The organism is Mesorhizobium sp. M0166, from assembly GCF_040322255.1.
In the GTDB taxonomy this organism is placed as follows: Bacteria; Pseudomonadota; Alphaproteobacteria; order Rhizobiales; family Rhizobiaceae; genus Mesorhizobium.
The window spans coordinates 255,120-274,123 of record NZ_JAMYTD010000004.1 but is presented as its reverse complement, the minus strand read 5'-3'; the positions used below and the strand labels follow the sequence as shown (position 1 = coordinate 274,123).

Below are 19,004 nucleotides of genomic sequence, written 5' to 3'. Positions count from 1 at the left end.
GGGCGCCCGATAGAACACAATCTCGTTTGGCGGATGAGGTTCCACGGCTGGGCAGCGTCTGCATCTATTCCTTTGGCGCGGTTGCGGGCGCGGTATAGCGGCGGCGCACGGCGTCGAGGACGTGGTTGCGGCTCTCTTGCGCCGAAAGTGTGCCGTCTTTCTCCGCTTCGGCCGTTTCGCATGCCAGTTCCTTGTCCCTGATCTGGTGGCGAAACCATTCGGAATAGTCGCCGGCGCGCAGATGATGTTCCCAGGTCTTGTCGTCGATGCCTTCGGCGATCTGGGCGAAAATCATCAGATTATGGGCGCGGAGGTTCATCGCATTGTCGGGGCCGCGGAAATAGAAGCTGCCCTTCTCGTCGAGCTGACCCTCGGCATATTTTCGGCTGTGGCGCTTGAGCGACTGTCGCGGCTCGATCGGCTCGACCATGGCAGGCTTCTTGCGCGCCTGCGGCCGCCAGAACAGCACGCGCTCGTCTTTTGGAGAGTTCAGGTCCTTGTCCTTTGGCGGTTCGGTGCCGGTCTCGCGACAGAACGTCTTGATGACCTTTTTCGCCTTGGGACCGAGTGCGATGACGGCGGTGACCAGCCGCAATGCCTCGGTTGAGATCGCGTCCGGATGAACCGTGATCAGGATCGTGCCCGGCAATTCCATGGCCAGCACCATTGGCGTGTCGTCGCGCCGCTTCGGCAACAGGTGATGCGCCTCGTCGATGATCAGCCAGTGTGGTCGTGCGGTGCGGAAGCGAACACCGCCAAGGCCCGGCAGCAGGTCGGCAAAGAAGTCCGGCCGCTCGTTGACGCGCAGCGCCAGGCCATTGACGACCAGATTGTTGTCCGGCTTCTCCAGGAGATCGAGCAGTTGCGTCTTCGTCGGCGCGTTCGAGCCGTCGCCCAGCCGGACGGCGCCTTCGAGGCCGTCATAGTCGCCTTCCGGATCGAAGATGCAGAACTGGAACTTTCTCTCGACGAAGCGCTCCGTCAATGCGGTCGCCAGGGTCGATTTGCCGATGCCGGAGCTGCCGGCGATCAGCACCGTATCGGTTGGCGATAGATACACCTCCTTGCCATCCTCCGAGCCAAGCAGAATGCCGTCGCGGCTTGGCACAAGCTCGCGGTCGCGCTCGACCACCTTGGCGATCAGCTCCTCGACGCCTTTTCCGCGCGCGCCGCGTGTCACGAGATCCGCCGTACTCTTGACTGCCGGCAGTGCGTTGTCGACGGCGACGCTGAAGCCGCAGGCGCGCAGGAAGGCATGGTCGTTTTCGGCGTCGCCGACACCGACGACGTTGTGCGGCGACAATCTGAGGTCCTGAAGCGCGGCTGTCAGCCCCGTCGCCTTGTTGATGCCGCTGGGCAGGATCATCACCGCGCCTTTGTTGAAAATGATTTCCAGCTCCAGCCCCAATTTCTGGATGACCTCGAGCGCGGTAGTCTGATGCGGTTCCCAGGTTGCGACGATCGAGCGTCCGACCGAAAGCGGTTTGACACCGCGTTTCCTGAGTTTGGCGATGAACTCGGGGGCGGGCGGCGGAGATATCGTCCGCTCCTCCTCGCTGGCCGGCGTGTAGATCAGCGCCCCGTTTTCCGCGACCACCTTGTCGAAGATCGCGACTTCGGGAAAGACGCGTTTGAGGTCGGGCAGCTCGCGCCCGGTCACGAGAATGAGTTTGCGGCCGCTCTTCTTGAAGCGTTCAAGCGCCGCAAGCGTCTTCTCGGCAACGAGCCCTTCATGCGCCAGCGTGCCGTCATAGTCAGTGGCCAGGGCAATGAAATACATGCCGTCAGTAGCCGCCGACGATCGGCAATATCTCGCCGGTGATGTAGCTCGAGCAGTGTGGCGAGGCGAGGAACACGTAGGCCGGCGCGATCTCTTCCGGCTGCGCCGGCCGCTTCATCGGCGTATCGGCGCCAAATTTCGAGACATCGCCGGCTTCCTTGTCCGAGGGGTTGAGCGGCGTCCAAACCGGGCCTGGCGCCACGGCGTTGACCCTTATGCCCTTCTCGACAAGGTTGCCCGAGAGCGCGCGGGTGAAGGCATGAATGCCGCCCTTGGTCATGGAGTAATCGACCAGTTGCTTCGAGCCCTCGATGCCGGTCACGGAGCCGGTATTGATGATCGCCGAACCGGCTTTCATGTGCGGCACGGCCTCCTGCGCCATGTGGAAATAGCCGTAGAGGTTGGTCTTCAGCGTCGTGTCGAAATGCTCCTCGGTCAGCTCGCTGAAATCGCTGGAATGGATCTGGAAAGCGGCGTTGTTGACCAGCACGTCGATCCGCCCAAACTCCTGTACGATCTCAGCCACCGCGTTGTGGCAGTGGTCGCGTTCGCTGACGTCGGCCTTGATCAGGATGCAGCGCTGGCCTTCCGCTTCGACGGCCCTTTTGGTCTCTTCGGCGTCCTTGTCCTCCGAGAGATAGATGATCGCCACATCGGCGCCTTCACGCGCATAGAGCACGGCCACCGCACGGCCGATGCCTGAGTCGCCGCCGGTAATGACGGCCACTTTACCGTCGAGCTTTTTCGATCCGATATAGTACGGCGCATCGTAAAGCGGTGCCGGCTCGATCGCCCATTCATGCCCCGGCTTCGGCTGGTGCTGCTCGGGGAAGGGCGGCTCGGGATATTTGCGGGCACCGGCCTGCATAGCGCCTTTTTGCTTGCCATTGGACTTGGACTTGTCTCTCTCGTCGATGCGGCGCTGGATGTGCCGTTGCTTGGCGGCCTCGCCGGCGATTTCCGATTTCATCTGCATGGTCATCTCCCTGGCTTGAAACCCAACAACGCGTGTCCGGCGAAAAGGTTTATGCGACCAGGTCGTTCCTTCAGCCCGGGCGGATCGTGCGGAGTCTAACCCACGGCACCGGCTGCAGTACGGACCCGCTGAAAAGCCTAGGAGATTGCGGCTCCCTCAGCGGCGCATTCGTTCGACCCGCCCTGAGTCACAGATTGTTCTGCAGGGTCGCCGGCCCGTTGGCTCCATCCGTCCTATTCATGTCGCGCCCCTTGCCGTTGAGCTGCCTGGCCTCGTCCTCGGCTGCGTCTTCAAGCTTGGCGACGAGCAGGTCCTTGAGGTCGCCAACCTCTTCCTCGATGTCTTCTATGGGCACGCCGGCGTCGGCCGCCTCTTCCTTGCATTCCCTGGCGAGGATTTCCGCCTCCTTTTCAAGCTTGATCGAAGGCGGCGGTAGATGAACGTTTTCGTGGATCCAGTCCTGCAAGAATTCTATCGCACTAGCACTCATGGCGCTCACCTATAGCGGCAACCTGTAGTGCACATTAACGTACGTGCTGCAAAATGGATGCTTGGTAACGCCGGATTTCGAATAGCGACACTTGACGATAGCGTGATCGCCTAGGGCTAGAGCTTCTGCAGCCAAATGGGATCACTTGGCGTCGCGGAAATGCGGCTAGCCAGACAGTTGGAGCGGGATCTAATTTGAAGGCATCCCGCCCTTAGGACGTGTTGCGCCGCCGCGCCGGTGTTGCTCGACTAGGATCGCCAGACAGCCGACCATCGTCGTCCGCAGCAGCCGGTCGCGTCGGCCACTCAGCGGCGCGGTCGGCGCGCATTTTGCGTTTATGCGCCATCCAGAACGGCAAGAGCTCAGCAAGAAAACTGTATATGGTGGTCTTCATAGGCATGCTCCGGATACGGCTTACAACTCGTGATCCCCGAGTTGCGTTCCGACAAAGCGTTCCGTTCCGACAATGAGTTGCAAATCCGTCGCTTTTACAATTGCGATTCGATCGGCAGGCATCCAACCAGCGCTGCAACGATGCGCCGATAGAGACTGGCCTCGGGTTCACGCGAATATTGCCGCATCTCGCCATCCGCCATGCCGAGCCACCGCAAGGCGCCTTTGTCCAGGACCAGCTGATAGCTCGTCTGCGGTGATTTTTCGTGCTCGAACAGCCGGCGCAACTCCATCACCAGATTGGTATCGTGGAAAAGCACGCCCATTTCCGCATTCAACGACACCGAACGTGGGTCGAAATTGAAGGAACCGACAAACCCCAGCGTATCGTCGACCGTGAAGGCCTTGGTGTGGAGGCTGGCTCCCTTTGAACCGAAAACGGAGATGTTGGCCTGACGGTCGAAGGGCTGCAATTCGAAAAGCTGGATACCCTTTTTAAGCAGCTTGCGGCGGTATTTGGCATAGGCGCCGTGCACGGCGGCGACGTCCGTCGCGGCGAGCGAGTTGGTCAGTACTGCAACCTCGGCGCCACGGCCCACCAGCTTCGACAGGATGGCCAACCCGGTGCGGCTGGGGATGAAATAGGGCGAGACAATTTCGAGGCGCTGCCTGGTGGCCGCGATAGCGGGAAGCAGCTCCTTGGTCAGCCAGTTCCTGCGCCTTTTGCCGCGCACCTTTTCCGGCGGATCGGAAATGACGCGAACGCCTTTCGTCCAGCAGACGTCGCTGTGTGCTGCAATGAACTCCGTGATCGTGCGCCAGGCACTGAGGCTGTTCAACAGCCGGCCGTCCGCGGTCGCGTCGGGATTGTCGAGGAAATCGGCGCGCGAGCCCGCCGCAGCTGGACTGAGCAGCTGGATCGGCGTTGCTGCCTCGCAATTCCAGAACGCCTCGAAGATCTGCATCGTCTGCCCTACGGCAGGACCGAGAAGCAACAGGTCGAGATCGCGAAAATTCGTCTCCGCAGCGTCGAAATAGGCATCGCCGATATTTCTTCCGCCGACGATGGCCAAGCCCTCATCGGCGATCCAGGCCTTGTTGTGCATGCGGCGGGTCATCGCAAACAGCCGGGCGACCATCTCCAGCGAGCGAAAGATGCTGCCGTTCCTCATGCCGCTCGGGTTGAACAGCCTCAGCTCGATGTTCTTGTAGCTGTTGAGCGCCAGGTAAGCGGCGTCGCTGTTGCGCGGATTTATATCGTCCAGCAGCATGCGGACGCGGACACCGCGCTCCGCCGCCTTGACGACCTCCTGCATCAGCAGCCGGCCGCTATGGTCGTCGTGCCAGAGATAGTACATCAGGTCGAGGCTGCTTGTGGCACTGCGCGCAGCAAGGATTCGCGCGGCAAACGCGTCATAATTGTCGGCGATCAGCAGCAGCCCGCTATTGCCGGCAGCGATCTTGTCCCGGGCAAACCGCGAAATGGCTGTATCCATGAAGTGCACCGGCAAACATCAGCGAAGCAAACCGTCTGAAATCTGACTAACAACCCTTCAGGGTCATTCTGGTTGCAGTCGCGGCTGACGTATCGCGTCCAGGTTCAGCCGGGCCTTGATCGGCAGATGATCGGAAGCCCGTTGCGCCAGCGGCGTCTTGTGCACCTCGATGCTGGAAATCAGGTGCGGCGGCCTGGCCAGGATGCGGTCGAGCGCAAACAGCGGAAAGCGCGACGGAAAGCTCGGCAGAACCGCATCGATCGGACCGAAATGCGGAAGCAGGGCCAGCAGCGAAGACCTGTTGCGGACGCGCCATTCGTTGAGGTCGCCAAGCAGGATTGTTGGCCGCAGAACCGGGTGCGTGGCTTCGACCAGCGCGTTGGCCTGCTGCGAGCGCGACCGCCGCAGCAAGCCAAAATGTGCGGCTATGATCCTGAGCGAAACGCCCTTCAGTTCCAGGTCCACGATGACCGCACCGCGCGGCTCGAGGCCGGGCAGCCGGAGCTGGTTCACGCTTTCGACCACGCCACGGCGTGCCAGGATCAGATTTCCGTGCCAGCCATGGCTGCGGCGGTTTTCCGGGACATGGGTGGGGACGAGATCGCTGTCCCGCTCGAGCGCTGCGAGATCCAGCAATCCCTGCCTGCTTCCGGTTCTTTCGTCGGCCTCCTGCAAGGCAATGATATCGGCATCGAGTTCCCTAACCACGGCTGCGACCCGCTCCGGATCGAACCTGCCGTCGGTGCCGACGCATTTATGCACATTGTAGGATGCGACCGTGGTGCACGAAATTTCATTGCCGGGCGCGGCAAACCGCGGCACTTCCCTTCGCAGCGCAGCGCCAAGCGACCTTGGAAGGGTAGGCGATCGATCCAGCATGTGATCCATTTGCTGTTGAGTCGGTGAGTGGCGGCCATTGCGATTATGGCGCGTGCGGAGGTCTGAAACAACGGCGACCTTGCAAAACCGTTCCACCACCGGCCTCGGCGCGCCCGCCGTCTGGAACCCTGACGGGCAACAACACGTTTCGGGAGGGCAGCGCAGTCAACGGAGAAGTCGAATGCAGCCCTTAGCCGCAAATTCCGCCCCCCGGCCAGGCCCGCTCAGCATTGTCCCGTTCGACGGAACCGTAACCGTTCGGTTCTCCGACGCGATTATTGCGTCGAGCGACCGGGCAAAGCTGCTCTACGAAGACGGCCATGATCCTGTCTTCTACATACCCTTCGAGGACATCTATTTCGACCTTCTGGAGAAGGCGAACACAACGAGCCACAGCCCGCTGAAGGGCACGGCAAGCTATTGGCGTGTTCATGCGGTCGGTTCGTCGGCAGAAGACTTCATGTGGGCCTACGAGACGCCCGACACCCCGGCATTGGCGATCGCCCGCCACGGCGCGTTCGATCCCGGCAGGGCGCGGATCGAGGCCGATCCCGCGGAGGACAAGCGGCATACGCCGCACGTCACCGAATAGATCCAAATCAGCGACAGGCGCCAGCCTTCCGTCAGCTCGAGAACTCTTCTCTGAGAATACGCAAGCCGTCTTCGTATTTCGCTGTCGACGCCCCGATCTGCCGTGCCTGCCATAGATTGTCGACAAGATCGGCGCGCTTGACCGGCAATGCCAACGGATTGACCGCGGCCCTGCGAACGAAAGCGGCATCGTCCTCGTTCGGCAGCCGCGTCATGGCGTCGATGGCAGACACGATGGACGGCCCGAACCCGGCCGCCTCAAGCCGGTCGCGGTTCCAGCCGTCGCCTTTTTCGATGACATCGTGAAGATAGGCAATGGCTTTCTGGTCGAGCGTTTCGACGGCATCGACGACCCGGCGGCAATGTTCGATATAAGGCCGCCCTGTCTTGTCCGTCTGCCCGGCATGAGCCTGTTCGGCGATTTTTGCTGCGCGATAAAGCACGCTCATTGGGTCGATCCCCGTAACGAACAGCGCATGTCCTGGCGCACCAACGCGCCATCGTCAGTGCGAGTTCCTACGCGCCGCGGGACCCTACTGCCTCGCCTGCGCGCTGAGTGCCGCGGTGGCGGGCGCGATAGTCAGGCGACGCGTTCAAAACTGTCGAGGCTGGTTCCAAACGCGCGCCAGGCGGGGAGTTTCCTGGCACGGGCCGGGGCACCTTCCTTTTCCGCCGACAAAGCGGCATCTGCAACGGTGTGCCACAGCATCTCCAGCTTCCCGTTCCTGAGTATCCCGGTATAGCTCACCGCCGCGGCTCCGACCCGCCCTTCGGCCGCGCAGGTGAATCCGATGACGTCTCCATGGCAGGCTCCGAACAGCGGCACGGTCATGCCGAAGAAGGCGCTGTCCTCCAGCGCCGTCCTGAAGGTTCCGCTGATCCGTCCGCCCTCTTCGCTGGTCAGTTCGACGACCGACCCGTACTGGTTCCGCCAGGTGCCCAGCCAACTCATCGCTGCTCCTCCTGATTGCTACCATAGGGATTGCGCTGCCAGACGGCCGCCAAGCCGCGGCCGAGGTAGCGGCCTTTAATCAGCCGCGATGCCGGCCGTCGACATCTGAACGAAGCGCAGCGGCGCTTCCAGCGTCCAGGTGATGCCGTGCCTGGCGAATTCCAGGCGGCCCGTGCCGCTGAGCGCCTGCGGCGTGACGCGTTTGAGCACAACCGTTCCGAAACCGCGTCGCGCGTTTTCATCGACCAATGGTCCGTCCAGTTCCCGCCAGACAAGGCGGAAGCCATCGCTGCCGTCGGCGGCTGACGTCACGGTCCATTCGACCTCGACCCGTCCGTCATAGTACGACAGTGCTCCGTGCTTTACCGAATTGGTGGCCAGCTCGTGAAAGGCAATGCCGAGATATTGCACCGCGTTCGGCTGCAGCATGATCATCGGCCCGCTCATCGTCAGACGGGCCTGTGTCGCGAAGGCCTTGGTCTGGGCATGGATCAATTCGCCGATAGTCGCGCCACGCCATTCGGCATCGACCAGCAGATCGTGCGACTCCGACAGCGCCATGATGCGTTCCCGGACCTGTGAAAGGAAAGCCTCGGGCGTCCCCGCCAGCTTGCTGGTCTCGCGGATCATCGAGACGATCACCGAATACTGGTTTTTGACGCGGTGGTTGACTTCGCGCATGAGGGTGCGGATGCGCCGTTCGCTCTCCTTGTGCGGGCTGATGTCGCGCGCGATCTTGGAGGCGCCGATGATACGACCGATGCCGTCGCGTATCGGCGAGATGGTGAGCGAAACCGGTACCAGGGTGCCGTCCTTGCGCTGCCGGATCGTCTCGTATGAGGGAATCCGTTCGCCGGCGCGAATGCGGCTGATGATCATGGCTTCCTCATCCAGGTGGTCGGGCGGGATGAGGATCGTCACCGGGCGCCCGATCGCCTCGGCGGGCGTGTAGCCGAACAGGCGCTGTGCCGCGTCGTTCCAACTGGTGATAATGCCGTTCAGGTCTTTCGACACGATCGCGTCCATCGAGGATTCGACGATGGCAGCGAGCCTTATGCCGGCGTCGTCAGCCAGCGCCTGGGTGCGCAGGTCGAGCAAGGTGTTGATGGCGCCGACGACCTCGCCGCGTACATTGCGAAGCAGGACCGGGTGCGCGCTGAACGGGATGAACTGGCCGTCCGGCCGCTCGGCGATCGCCCGGCCCCCACGAACGTCCCGCTCCTCCAGCAAGGCAACGGCCATCGGACATTCGTCGTGCGCCATCGGTCGCCCGTCAAGGTGGCGAAGCTTCCATGAACCGCACCAGCGGTCCTGGCCAAGCATCGGACGATGTCCCCAGAGATCGGCAGCGGCTTCGTTGAAGAAGGTGATGTAGCCTTGTCTGTCGGTGGTGTAGACGGCCACAGGCAACGCCTGCATCAGGTCGGCGGAAGAAACTTGCGGGATTCCGCCAGTCCTTAGTTCAACGACGTCCACCAGTCCCCCGCTCCGCTTAGCTTGCCGACGGATTGCTACGTCATCTAAATGCGTGCGAGTGTTTTCGGTTCCGTTCGATCTGCTTTCGGACATTCAGGCCGATTTGCGTTTCGCCGCCGCCCTCGGACTTTTGTTCGGAGCCTTGCCGCCCTCCTGCGCCAGGCTCTTGCGCAGAACATCGGCGAGATTGACGACGTTCGTCCTCGGCTCGGGTGCCGGCTTGGGCGGTTTCTTGCCCTTGCGCTTGGCTTCGATCATCGCAACCAGCGCCTGTTCATAAGTGTCTTCGAACTTCGACGGGTCGAATTTGGCCGGCTTCTTGTCGATCAGCAATTGCGCGATTTCCAGCATCTCGGGATCGACCTTGCGAGCCTTCAGCCCTTCGAACACCGTGTCCGCCGCGACCACTTCATTGTGGTTGCGTAATTCCGTCATCACCATGCCCTTGCCCAGCGGCTGGATCAGCACCTCTCGGCCACGCTGGTACAGCACGACGCAGGACCGGGCTGCCACTTTCTTCCTGGCCATGGCGTCCCGGATCACCGCGAATGCCTCCGTGGAGGGCACATCGGCCGGGACCAGATAATAGGGCTTTTCGAGGTAGCGTGCGTCGATTTCGGCGGTAGGCACAAACTCCCCGATCTCGAGCGTGTGCTGCGACACCATCTTTAGTTTCTTGATTTCGTCCGGCTCTATGCGGATGAATTCGCCCTTCTCGACCTCATAGCCCTTTACCTGGTCGGCAGCCTCCACCGTGTCGCCGGTCTCCTCGTCGATATAAGCGCTCTTGACGGGGAGACCGTCCTTGCGGTTCAGGATCCTGAAATGCACTTTCTCGGACTCGCTGACGGCGCCGATAATCTTGACGCCACAGGAAACCGATCCGACTTTCATAAAGCCCTTCCAGGCAGCTCGCGGCGTCGCCATGTCAATCACACTCATTTGCCGAACGGACGGAACGGCTGCGAGCAGAAATCGTTCCGCCGTGGGAGGCTGCTCCACATGCCGGCCAGGACGAGAACGTTCGTTTGATTTTCGTCAGGGGAATAGCGGAATGGCCAAACGCAGCGCAGGGTTGCTCATTTATCGCCAAAGCCGAGGTTCACTTCAGGTGTTGCTGGTGCATCCGGGCGGCCCATTCTGGGCGAAGAAAGACGACGGCGCATGGTCGATCCCGAAGGGCTTGGTCGACGAGAACGAGGACGAGCTGACGGCGGCCAAACGCGAAGCCGAAGAGGAGCTCGGCATCGCCATCGATGGAGTTTTCGAACACCTTGGCAGCTATCGGCAGCCGGGCGGCAAGCTCGTCGTCGCATGGTGCGTCGAAGCAGACTTCGACAGCGACGCCATAAGCAGCAACACCTTCGTCATGGAATGGCCACCACGGTCCGGCTCGATGAAGGAATTTGCCGAAGTCGACAGAGCGGGCTGGTTCTCCCTGCCGGAAGCCAACCTCAAGATTCTGAAAGGCCAGCGCGCCATGCTGGCGGATTTTGCCGGTCGGCATGGCGACCGATGAACCGTATCGGCTTGGTAGTTCAGGGCTGCGCCGGCTTGCCTCACCGTGCTATCCCAAGCGAATTTGAGCGCGCAGTGTGCGCAACGTGATCGAATAGCGATGCTCGGCAACCGGCGGAATGCTGTGCTCCCATTCGCTGCGCGCAGCGCCCGTCATCAGATAGGCCGACCTTGGCTCGACGGTGACCGTCTTGCGATCCCATCGCGTGCCGTTTTTCCGGCGCAGGCGGAAGCTGCAGGCGGCCAGCAGGGAAACGCCGGCGACCGCCTCGAAATGAGGCTTATCGCGGTGCCAGCCGATACCGGCGCCCGGCCGGTATTCGTTGATCAGCACCTGCACGAAGGTCTCGGCCGGCAGGCGGGCAAAGGCTGCAACCTTTTCCCTGAGCGGCAGCAGAAAGCCGGGTATCGGCGGTGCCTCGACGACTTCGCGCCGGTCGTAGTCGTAACGCAGCCCGAAGCCGACCACCCGCCGGTTTGCCAGATGGCCGTGAAAGTCGAAGGCCTGAAAAGGCAGGCTTGCCAGCTGGCTCGCCAACGCTGCTTCTTCCTCCGGCGTGATCATTTCAGGCTGGTAGTGAAATCCTTCCGGCAGGTCGTCGGTGGCGGCAAAGAGATCGCCCTGGCGGGCAGCCGATGTCTTGGGCGATGGCATCAACCGTATTTGGTGAAGCCGGCCCGTAGCGGCAAGGCTGCTTCGGCAGCAAGGAACCTCGCCCTCCGTGCAGGGTTATTCACACGGCGGCATGGAACGGAGCACTGCCGAGCATTGGACCTGTCGAGGATGCCTTCAACTGCGATCAGAAACATCGATTACCAGCCGGCGACGAGGGTACTCTCGGTATGGTTCGTCCCCAGCGGAAACCGCTATGACTACGAGGACGTGCCGCCGCAGGTCCACGCGGCATTCCGCAAAGCCTTGTCAAAGGGCCGGTTCTTCAACGAACATATTCGCGACCGGTACAAATACCATCTGGTCGAGCAGAGCCATTCGAGCTGAGCCTTCAGACGCTTCTCAACCACGATCTCGGCTCCGCGCGACAATGAGCGGACTTCGCAGTTGGCGAGTGACCTGATATTAATCATGGTCCCACCCGAAGACCGAAAGCCTGGAATGTCCGCCGAAGCTGAAAAAACCGAGCAGCTCCAGCAATTGCTCGACAACCTCGATCTGGCGGGCGCCCTGGACAGTGACGGTTACAAGCGGTTCCTCGACCAGCTGCCGATTGCGATCGCAATTTCCGATTTGAGCGGCGATGAACGTGTTGTCTATGTCAATTCCGAGTTCCAGAAATTGTCGGGCGTTTCCGTCGCAGAACTGGAGCGCCGCAACTGGGCTGCACTGAGCGGAGAAGGCTTGGGCGAGAACAAGGACCGGTCGCTGGCCCGCGCCATCGTCGAGGACATCGACCGGGCGGGAACCTTTAGCCTGCAACGTGCCGACACAGCGCCGGTCATCATCGATGTGTATTCGAACCTGATCGAGGACGAGCGCGGGCGACCGTCCTTTCGACTGGTCGCCCTTGTCGATGTTACCGCGCACAAGGCAAGTGACAGCGAAGCCTTCGAACAACGCATCCGGGAAAAGGACATGCTGCTGCGCGAGTTGCAGCATCGGATGAAGAACAATCTCCAGATGATCACAGCTCTCATCAGATTGGAGGCTCGCAGCGCGGCGTCGCCCGATCAGAAACGTTTCGAGCGCCTCGCCGGCCGCGTCGATGCGCTCGCAATTCTCTACCAGACGCTGTCGGTCGACGAACAGAAAGCCGAAGTGGACCTTGGCGTCTATCTCAGCCAGATCGCTTCCGCCGTGATGACCTCGCACGCCGTGCAAGGCATCCGGCTGGACATGAAGGTCGACACCTATCCGGTGTCCATCAATGTGGCGATGCCAACGGGTCTGGTGGCCAATGAGCTTTTGACGAACGCGCTAAAACACGCCTTTCTGGATCGCGAAGGCGGGACGATCACGCTGCGGAGTGTTGTCGACGACGATGGTTTTCGCGTCGTGGTCGCCGATGACGGCATCGGCCTGCCCGAAGGCGAGACCTGGCCGAAACCCGGCAAGCTCGGAGCATTGATCGCTCAATCACTGATCGAAAATGCCAAAGCCCGGTTCGAGGTGGATTCTGCCCCCGGCAAAGGAACGCGGGTGACCATCGTCTTCAACAGATCGGCCGCGCTCGCGACGTAGCCGGTCGAGCAAGGCCGTCCGCATCAGCCGAGCCCCTCCATCACCTTGCGGGTGTGGCGGGCGATGACACCTTCTTCGTCGGTTGCGATGACGCGGGCTTCGACCTTGCTGTCCGCTTGGCTTATGAGCGCTTCATGGGATTTGTTGGCGGCCTCGTCTATCGCCACGCCGAGCCAGCCAAGTCTGTCGCAAATCGCTTTGCGGGCCGGGGCAGAGTGCTCGCCGATGCCCCCACTGAACACTAGGCATTCCAGCCCGCCCAGCGTGTTGGCGAGGGCGGCAACTTCCCTGGCGGCGCGGAAGGCGAAAAGCTCCACCGCTTCGCGAGCCCGGCGGTCGTTGCTGGCTTCCAGCGTGCGCATGTCGCCGGAAATGCCGGACACGCCGAGCAAGCCGGATTCCTCGTACAGCATGTCTTGCAGCGCTTCTCCCGAAACGCCTCTTTCCAGCAGCAGGTATAAAAGCACGCCCGGATCGATGGCGCCGCAGCGTGTGCCCATGACCAGGCCGTCAAGCGCCGAAAAGCCCATCGTCGTATCGACGCTTCGCCCGTCGCGCATGGCGCACAGGCTCGCCCCGTTGCCGAGATGGGCGACGATGGTTCTTTTCGCCGCCAGTTCGGGCGATATCTGCTTGAGCCAGCCGGCGACATATTCGTAGGAAAGCCCGTGAAAGCCGTAGCGGTGGATGCCGTCCGCCTCGTAGCGGCGCGGCAGCGCGAAACGGCTGACCAGAGGCTCGATGGCCCGATGGAAGGCCGTGTCGAAACATCCGACCTGCGGCAGGTCGGGCCGCAACGCGGCAAGCGCCCGGATTGGTGCGAGGCTGCGTGGCTGGTGCAGTGGCGCAAGCGGGGTCAGCCCGTCGAGAGCCTCGATAACTGTCGGCGTCAGGCGGACAGGTTCGACGAACTCGCGTCCGCCATGGACGATGCGATGGCCAGCGGCAATCAATTTCCGTCCGCCAAGTTCGTTCTCGATCCATTGCAGCATCTGGCCGATGCCCATGTCGCGTGATGCGGCTGCGGCAAGCGGCCGATCGCACTGCAGCTCCCCATCGGCAGCTTTTGCGGTCAGCCTTGGCGCGTCGCCCAGATCCAGCGAACCGCGCGAGGCAAGATCCAGCTCGGCGGATGCCGCAAGGTCGTAAAGTCTGAACTTGATGCTCGACGAGCCGGCATTCAACGCAAGGATCGATCGTCGCATCAATCGTCGGCCCTCGTCGCGCTGTCCTGTGGCCAGGACCATTTCTGGATCTCGGGCATGTCCTCGCCTTGTTCGCGGACATAGGCCTTGTGCTCAGCCAATTTCGCATGCAGCGCCGCGGCAAGCTCCTTCGCCCGCTCGGCCAGCCCCGGCACGCGCGCGATCGCGGCGAGCGCCAGATGATAGCGGTCGAGCTGGTTGAGCACCACCATGTCGAACGGCGTCGTCGTCGTGCCTTCCTCGCGAAAGCCATGCACATGCATGTTGTCGTGATTGGCGCGCCGGTAGGTCAGACGGTGAATGAGATAGGGGTAGCCGTGATAGGCGAAGATGACCGGCTTGGCCCTGGTGAACAGTGCGTCGAATCTGTCGTCGGCAAAGCCATGCGGATGCTCGGAATTCGACTGCAAAATCATCAGGTCGACGACATTGACGACGCGGATCTTCAGGTCCGGAACGCCCGAGCGCAGGAGGTCGGCTGCGGCAAGGGTCTCCAGTGTCGGCACGTCGCCGGCGCAGGCCAGGACCACATCCGGGTCTTCGCCCTTGGCCACCGTCCCGGCCCATTCCCAGATGCCGGCGCCGGCCTTGCAGTGCGCTTCCGCGTCTTCGACGGACAGCCATTGCGGCGCCGGCTGCTTGCCGGCGACGATGACGTTGATGCGGTTGTAGGTTTTCAGGCAATGGTCGGTGATCCACAGCAGCGTGTTGGCATCCGGCGGGAAGTAGAGCCTTACCGTGTCGGCCTTCTTGTTGGCGACGAAATCGGCAAAGCCCGGGTCCTGATGACTGAAGCCGTTGTGATCCTGCCGCCAGACATGCGAGGTCAGCAGGTAGTTCAGCGAGGCGATCGGCTTGCGCCAGGCAAGTTCGCCGGAGGTCTTCAGCCATTTGGCGTGCTGGTTGACCATGGAATCCACGATGTGGACGAACGCCTCGTAGCACGAGAACAGGCCGTGGCGGCCGGTAAGCAGATAGCCCTCCAGCCAGCCTTGGCAAAGGTGCTCGCTGAGCACTTCCATGACGCGGCCGTCGCGGGAAAGATGGACGTCGTAAGGCTCGATCCGCTCCATCCAGACGCGGTCCGTAACCTCGAACACGTCGTCGAGGCGGTTGGAGGATGTCTCGTCCGGCCCCATCAGCCGGAAATTCCTGGCCTTGGCGTTCAAGCGTATCACGTCGCGAAGGTAGCTTCCGACGGTCCGCGTCGCCTCTCCGACGGTACCGCCCGGACGCGGTACGTCGAGCGCCAGGCCTTTCCAATCGGGAAGCACGAGGTCTTGTTTCAGCAACCCGCCATTGGCGAAGGGGATTGCGCCCATGCGTCTTGGCCCTGTCGGCGCAAGTGCTGCGAGCTCCGGCAGGAGATGCCCGCCTTTGTCGAACAGTTTTTCCGGCTCGTAGCTGCGCATCCAGTCTTCGAGGATCTGGCGGTGCGCCGCGTCGCCACGCGCGTTCGACACCGGTACCTGGTGCGAGCGCCAGAAATCCTCGACCTTCTTGCCGTCGACCTCTTTCGGCCCGGTCCAGCCCTTGGGGCTGCGCAGCACGATCATCGGCCACAGCGGCCGCTCTCCCTTCCAGCCCGCGGCTCGTGCAGGCTCCTGGATGGAGTGGATCCGGTCGAGCACGGTATCGAGCGTGCGCGCCATCTCGCGATGCATCGCGGCAGGATCATGACCTTCCACGAAGAAGGTTTCGTAGCCATAGCCGAGGAACAGGCTGCGCAATGCCTCGTCTTCCATGCGGCCGAGGATCGTCGGGCCGGCGATCTTGTAGCCGTTGAGATGCAGGATCGGCAGGACGGCACCGTCGGATGCCGGGTTCAGGAACTTGTTGGAATGCCAGGCCGCGGCGAGCGGGCCTGTCTCAGCTTCGCCATCGCCGACGACGCAGGCAACGACAAGGTTCGGATTGTCGAAGGCGGCGCCGAACGCATGGACCAGAGCATAGCCGAGTTCTCCGCCTTCGTGGATCGAGCCGGGCGTCTCCGGAGCCGCGTGGCTCGGCACTCCGCCGGGAAACGAGAACTGCCGGAACAGCTTTCGCAGGCCGTCTTCGCCCCTGCCGACCTCGGGATAGATCTCGCTGTAGGTGCCCTCGAGCCAGGTGTTCGCGACCATTGCCGGGCCGCCATGACCCGGCCCGCAGATGAACAGAACATCGAGACCACGTTCACGGATGATCCGGTTCAGATGCACATAGATGAAATTGAGGCCGGGCGTTGTGCCCCAATGGCCGAGCAGCCGCGGCTTGATGTGCTCGGGCCGTAAGGGCTCGCGCAAGAGCGGATTGTCGAGCAGATAGATTTGGCCAACCGAAATGTAGTTCGCGGCGCGCCAGTAGCGGTCCAACAGATCGACCTGGTCAAGGCCGGTTGTTTGCGCAGCGGTGCGAGCCTCGTCGTTCATGGACATGCCTCCGGAATACCCTCGTCCGTCGTTATCTGGAGTGGCGTCGCGCCGGAGAAAGGATTTGCCTCGAAATAAGTTTGGGCGGTGCAGCCAGCGCCCGCTTGCCGATCCTGCAACCCGCCTCGCCGGACAGAAAGCGGGTCTCTCTTTTGGGGAACCTCAGGGCTCGCCAACGGTTAGGAAGATGCACCGTATGCATGAAATCCAAGTGGACTGCCGAGGCCCGGCATAACGACCGGCCAAAGTGCCGCTGAGCAGCTTGGGTGGCGGAAGCCCTAGGAGGAGCAGAAAGATGCTCGATCTCTCCCATGCCCGCAACCAAATGGTCGATATCCACCTGAGCCGCCGTGGCATTCGCGACCGCAATGTCCTTCAGGCGATGCGCGAGGTCCCGCGCGAGGCTTTCGTCGAGCCTGGTTTCGAAGAATTCGCCTATGAGGACGGGCCGCTGCCGATCGCCGAAGGTCAGACGATATCCCAGCCCTATATCGTTGCGTTCATGATCGAAATGGCGGAGGTCGGAGCCGGTGACCACGTCCTCGAGGTCGGCACCGGATCAGGCTATGCGGCTGCCGTAATGAGCCGTATCGTCGAACGCGTCTACACAATCGAGCGCCACGCCGCGTTGGCTGAAACGGCGAGGCAGCGGTTCAAAAAGCTCGGCTATGACAATATCGAAGTCCGCATCGGCGACGGCACCAAGGGCTGGCCAGAGGCGGCACCCTTCGATGCGATCCTGGTTGCGGCCGCCGGACCCGGCGCACCGCTCGCTCTGCAGGAACAGCTCGACGTCGCCGGCCGGCTTGTCATCCCGGTCGGCGACGAATTCGACTCGCAGCGCCTGCTCAAGGTCACACGGACCGGCGCAGCAACTTACACCGAGGAGGATTTCGGCGGCGTGCGGTTTGTTCCGCTGATCGGCGAGCAAGGCTGGGGCGAGCCAGGCAGCGACAGCCAGATAGCGGCCGAGCTTCCGCACCGGCATCAGCGCAGGAGCAGCCTGCCGCAGATGATCGCGGCCGCCGCCGAACCGCTTCCGGATTTCGACGATCCGGCCTTCGGTGCGCTGTTCGACCGGTTTGCCGACCGCCGCGTCGTTTTGCTCGGCGAAGCCAGCCACGGCACGTCGGAGTTCTATCGTGCGCGCGTCGCGATCACTCGCAGGCTGATCGAGAAGCATGGCTTCACCATCGTCGCGGTCGAGGCCGACTGGCCCGATGCCGCGACGATCGACCGCTACGTCCGCCATCGGTCGCCGCGGCCGGGCGCCGCGCCGCCGTTCCAGCGCTTTCCCACCTGGATGTGGCGCAACACCGACGTCGCGGCGTTCGTCGACTGGATGCGACAGCATAATGGGCGGATCAGCATATCCTCCCGGCGGGTCGGGTTCTATGGCCTCGACATCTACAATATGGGCGGATCGATCGCGGCTGTCCTGCAATATCTCGACCGCGTCGATCCGCGGGCGGCAAGGATCGCACGCGAACGCTACGGCTGCCTGACCCCGTGGCAGAACGACCCGGCCACCTATGGCCGTGTCGCACTCACCTCCGGCTACCGGCAATGCGAGAAGGCCGTGCTCGAGCAATGCCGGGAACTGCTTTCCAGAGAGCTCGACTATGCCCAGCAGGACGGCATCGATTTCCTCGACGCCACCCAGAACGCCCGCCTGGTCGCCTCCGCCGAGCGCTACTACCGCACCATGTATTACGGCGGCGCGCAGTCCTGGAACTTGCGCGACACCCACATGTTCGAAACGCTGGAGCACCTGCTTCAGGCCCGCGGCCCGGACGCCAAGGCGGTGGTCTGGGCTCATAATTCCCATATCGGCGATGCCCGCTATACCGAGATGGGGATCGTCAGGGACGAATTGAACATCGGCCAGCTCTGTCGCCAGCGTTTTGGCGACGAGGTTGCCTTGATTGGGCTCAGTACTCATTCCGGGACGGTGGCAGCCGCCACCGACTGGGACGGCGACATGGAAGTGAAACCGGTGCGGCCTTCCCACAACGACAGCTATGAGCGGCTTTGCCACGACAGCGGCGTCTCGCCTTTCCTGCTCGATTTCGAGCGCGACGACACGCTGCGCGAACGGCTTCTGGAGCGCCGGCTGGAACGCTTTATCGGCGTCATCTACCGGCCCGAAACCGAGCTCCACAGCCATTATGCGGACGCCTCGCTCGCCCGCCAGTTCGATGCTTTCGTCTGGTTCGATGAAACCAGTGCCGTGACGCCGCTTGGGCCGGAACATGTGGGGACAGGCCTTCCCGAGACCTATCCTTTCGGGCTGTAGCGAATTGGACCCTGGGAAAGCGGAAAATAGAAAGAAGGAGGTCACCGATGGCCGGAAAAAAAGACCCATGAGCAGCAATTGCGCATCATCGAAGAGCGCGAGAACACGAAAAACGCCGGCAAGGATTTCGACGCCGAAGCGGATTTGAAAAAGACCAGGCAAGAGCGCGAGGCGTTCCGGCGCGGTGCCGAGCTCAGATCGGACCCGAAGGATATTGCCGATCCCGACGATCGCAACATCATCCGCGGCGAGCACCAGGAAAGCGCTCACAACAAGCATCGCGCCGACCGCTGAGCGGCCGGATCGCTTGACGTTAAGACAATACGGCGCCGGGTTCGTTCTCT

18 protein-coding genes are annotated in these 19,004 nt (G+C 62.2%); 6 read left to right on the top strand and 12 right to left on the bottom strand.

The genetic code is table 11. The features are described 5' to 3' along the window. Window positions 1–64 precede the first annotated feature (64 nt). The 5 genes from NKJ46_RS07975 to NKJ46_RS07955 all read right to left on the bottom strand — a co-directional run bounded on the left by NKJ46_RS07975 (window position 65) and on the right by NKJ46_RS07955 (window position 6,014). The gene (locus NKJ46_RS07975; RefSeq protein ID WP_352663823.1) at window positions 65–1,780 is read right to left on the bottom strand and encodes an HAD family hydrolase; all 1,716 of its coding nucleotides are present in this window, start codon (window positions 1,778–1,780) and stop codon (window positions 65–67) included. A 4-nt stretch (window positions 1,781–1,784) separates the two neighbouring features. Continuing rightward, window positions 1,785–2,756, bottom strand: a complete 972-nt coding sequence (locus NKJ46_RS07970; protein ID WP_352663821.1) for an SDR family oxidoreductase — start codon at window positions 2,754–2,756, stop codon at window positions 1,785–1,787. A gap of 187 nt (window positions 2,757–2,943) precedes the next feature. Then, window positions 2,944–3,246: a hypothetical protein gene (locus tag NKJ46_RS07965; RefSeq protein WP_352663819.1), complete on the bottom strand. Its 303-nt coding sequence runs from the start codon at window positions 3,244–3,246 to the stop codon at window positions 2,944–2,946. A gap of 488 nt (window positions 3,247–3,734) precedes the next feature. Next, window positions 3,735–5,135, bottom strand: coding sequence for a phospholipase D family protein (locus NKJ46_RS07960; RefSeq protein WP_352663817.1), 1,401 nt, complete (start codon window positions 5,133–5,135; stop codon window positions 3,735–3,737). Window positions 5,136–5,198: 63 nt separating this feature from the next. Further along, on the bottom strand, window positions 5,199–6,014 hold the full coding sequence (locus NKJ46_RS07955) for an endonuclease/exonuclease/phosphatase family protein (protein WP_473599676.1): 816 nt from the start codon (window positions 6,012–6,014) through the stop codon (window positions 5,199–5,201). Window positions 6,015–6,195: 181 nt separating this feature from the next. Here NKJ46_RS07955 and NKJ46_RS07950 point away from each other — a divergent pair, with 181 nt between their 5' ends. Beyond that, window positions 6,196–6,606, top strand: coding sequence for a DUF427 domain-containing protein (locus NKJ46_RS07950; protein WP_352663813.1), 411 nt, complete (start codon window positions 6,196–6,198; stop codon window positions 6,604–6,606). Window positions 6,607–6,637: 31 nt separating this feature from the next. On the opposite strand, the gene NKJ46_RS07945 is transcribed toward NKJ46_RS07950, so the two are convergent. The 4 genes from NKJ46_RS07945 to ku form a co-directional block, all read right to left on the bottom strand. Further along, on the bottom strand, window positions 6,638–7,054 hold the full coding sequence (locus tag NKJ46_RS07945) for an HD domain-containing protein (protein ID WP_352663811.1): 417 nt from the start codon (window positions 7,052–7,054) through the stop codon (window positions 6,638–6,640). A 131-nt stretch (window positions 7,055–7,185) separates the two neighbouring features. Next, complete coding sequence (locus NKJ46_RS07940; RefSeq protein ID WP_352663809.1) at window positions 7,186–7,557, bottom strand: avidin/streptavidin family protein; 372 nt, start codon at window positions 7,555–7,557, stop codon at window positions 7,186–7,188. Between the two features lie 75 nt (window positions 7,558–7,632). Continuing rightward, complete coding sequence (locus tag NKJ46_RS07935; RefSeq protein ID WP_352663807.1) at window positions 7,633–9,033, bottom strand: PAS domain-containing HWE histidine kinase family protein; 1,401 nt, start codon at window positions 9,031–9,033, stop codon at window positions 7,633–7,635. A 93-nt stretch (window positions 9,034–9,126) separates the two neighbouring features. After that, window positions 9,127–9,960 (bottom strand): non-homologous end joining protein Ku, encoded by an 834-nt coding sequence (gene ku, locus NKJ46_RS07930; protein ID WP_352663951.1) that lies wholly within the window; start codon window positions 9,958–9,960, stop codon window positions 9,127–9,129. 127 nt (window positions 9,961–10,087) lie between these two features. Between ku and NKJ46_RS07925 the strand changes: the two genes are divergently transcribed. Further along, the gene (locus tag NKJ46_RS07925) at window positions 10,088–10,552 is read left to right on the top strand and encodes an NUDIX hydrolase (RefSeq protein WP_352663805.1); all 465 of its coding nucleotides are present in this window, start codon (window positions 10,088–10,090) and stop codon (window positions 10,550–10,552) included. A gap of 48 nt (window positions 10,553–10,600) precedes the next feature. Here NKJ46_RS07925 and NKJ46_RS07920 read toward each other — a convergent pair whose 3' ends face one another. After that, on the bottom strand, window positions 10,601–11,206 hold the full coding sequence (locus NKJ46_RS07920; RefSeq protein ID WP_352663803.1) for an alpha-ketoglutarate-dependent dioxygenase AlkB: 606 nt from the start codon (window positions 11,204–11,206) through the stop codon (window positions 10,601–10,603). 129 nt (window positions 11,207–11,335) lie between these two features. On the opposite strand from NKJ46_RS07920, the gene NKJ46_RS07915 reads away from it, so the two are divergent. Together NKJ46_RS07915 and NKJ46_RS07910 are read left to right on the top strand one after the other, a co-directional pair. Next, on the top strand, window positions 11,336–11,551 hold the full coding sequence (locus NKJ46_RS07915) for a KTSC domain-containing protein (protein WP_352663801.1): 216 nt from the start codon (window positions 11,336–11,338) through the stop codon (window positions 11,549–11,551). Between the two features lie 114 nt (window positions 11,552–11,665). Further along, window positions 11,666–12,748: a sensor histidine kinase gene (locus tag NKJ46_RS07910; protein WP_352663799.1), complete on the top strand. Its 1,083-nt coding sequence runs from the start codon at window positions 11,666–11,668 to the stop codon at window positions 12,746–12,748. 23 nt (window positions 12,749–12,771) lie between these two features. On the opposite strand, the gene NKJ46_RS07905 is transcribed toward NKJ46_RS07910, so the two are convergent. Both NKJ46_RS07905 and NKJ46_RS07900 read right to left on the bottom strand, forming a co-directional pair. Then, complete coding sequence (locus NKJ46_RS07905; protein ID WP_352663797.1) at window positions 12,772–13,953, bottom strand: acetate/propionate family kinase; 1,182 nt, start codon at window positions 13,951–13,953, stop codon at window positions 12,772–12,774. Then, on the bottom strand, window positions 13,953–16,364 hold the full coding sequence (locus NKJ46_RS07900) for a phosphoketolase family protein (protein WP_352663795.1): 2,412 nt from the start codon (window positions 16,362–16,364) through the stop codon (window positions 13,953–13,955). The genes NKJ46_RS07905 and NKJ46_RS07900 overlap by 1 nt, the downstream gene beginning before the upstream one ends. 295 nt (window positions 16,365–16,659) lie before the next feature. Between NKJ46_RS07900 and NKJ46_RS07895 the strand changes: the two genes are divergently transcribed. Both NKJ46_RS07895 and NKJ46_RS07890 read left to right on the top strand, forming a co-directional pair. After that, window positions 16,660–18,660: a protein-L-isoaspartate(D-aspartate) O-methyltransferase gene (locus NKJ46_RS07895; RefSeq protein WP_352663793.1), complete on the top strand. Its 2,001-nt coding sequence runs from the start codon at window positions 16,660–16,662 to the stop codon at window positions 18,658–18,660. Window positions 18,661–18,738: 78 nt separating this feature from the next. Further along, window positions 18,739–18,954, top strand: coding sequence for a hypothetical protein (locus NKJ46_RS07890; protein ID WP_352663791.1), 216 nt, complete (start codon window positions 18,739–18,741; stop codon window positions 18,952–18,954). The last annotated feature ends 50 nt before the right edge of the window (window positions 18,955–19,004 follow it).

Bases quoted from the DNA above. Each gene is read 5' to 3' on its own strand.
- NKJ46_RS07975 (WP_352663823.1), bottom strand. From the start codon at position 1,780: ATGTATTTCATTGCCCTGGCCACTGACTATGACGGCACGCTGGCGCAT.
- NKJ46_RS07970 (WP_352663821.1), bottom strand. From the start codon at position 2,756: ATGCAGATGAAATCGGAAATCGCCGGCGAGGCCGCCAAGCAACGGCAC.
- NKJ46_RS07965 (WP_352663819.1), bottom strand. From the start codon at position 3,246: ATGAGTGCTAGTGCGATAGAATTCTTGCAGGACTGGATCCACGAAAAC.
- NKJ46_RS07960 (WP_352663817.1), bottom strand. From the start codon at position 5,135: ATGGATACAGCCATTTCGCGGTTTGCCCGGGACAAGATCGCTGCCGGC.
- NKJ46_RS07955 (WP_473599676.1), bottom strand. From the start codon at position 6,014: ATGCTGGATCGATCGCCTACCCTTCCAAGGTCGCTTGGCGCTGCGCTG.
- NKJ46_RS07950 (WP_352663813.1), top strand. From the start codon at position 6,196: ATGCAGCCCTTAGCCGCAAATTCCGCCCCCCGGCCAGGCCCGCTCAGC.
- NKJ46_RS07945 (WP_352663811.1), bottom strand. From the start codon at position 7,054: ATGAGCGTGCTTTATCGCGCAGCAAAAATCGCCGAACAGGCTCATGCC.
- NKJ46_RS07940 (WP_352663809.1), bottom strand. From the start codon at position 7,557: ATGAGTTGGCTGGGCACCTGGCGGAACCAGTACGGGTCGGTCGTCGAA.
- ku (WP_352663951.1), bottom strand. From the start codon at position 9,960: ATGGCGACGCCGCGAGCTGCCTGGAAGGGCTTTATGAAAGTCGGATCG.
- NKJ46_RS07925 (WP_352663805.1), top strand. From the start codon at position 10,088: ATGGCCAAACGCAGCGCAGGGTTGCTCATTTATCGCCAAAGCCGAGGT.
- NKJ46_RS07920 (WP_352663803.1), bottom strand. From the start codon at position 11,206: ATGCCATCGCCCAAGACATCGGCTGCCCGCCAGGGCGATCTCTTTGCC.
- NKJ46_RS07915 (WP_352663801.1), top strand. From the start codon at position 11,336: ATGCCTTCAACTGCGATCAGAAACATCGATTACCAGCCGGCGACGAGG.
- NKJ46_RS07910 (WP_352663799.1), top strand. From the start codon at position 11,666: ATGTCCGCCGAAGCTGAAAAAACCGAGCAGCTCCAGCAATTGCTCGAC.
- NKJ46_RS07905 (WP_352663797.1), bottom strand. From the start codon at position 13,953: ATGCGACGATCGATCCTTGCGTTGAATGCCGGCTCGTCGAGCATCAAG.
- NKJ46_RS07900 (WP_352663795.1), bottom strand. From the start codon at position 16,364: ATGAACGACGAGGCTCGCACCGCTGCGCAAACAACCGGCCTTGACCAG.
- NKJ46_RS07895 (WP_352663793.1), top strand. From the start codon at position 16,660: ATGCTCGATCTCTCCCATGCCCGCAACCAAATGGTCGATATCCACCTG.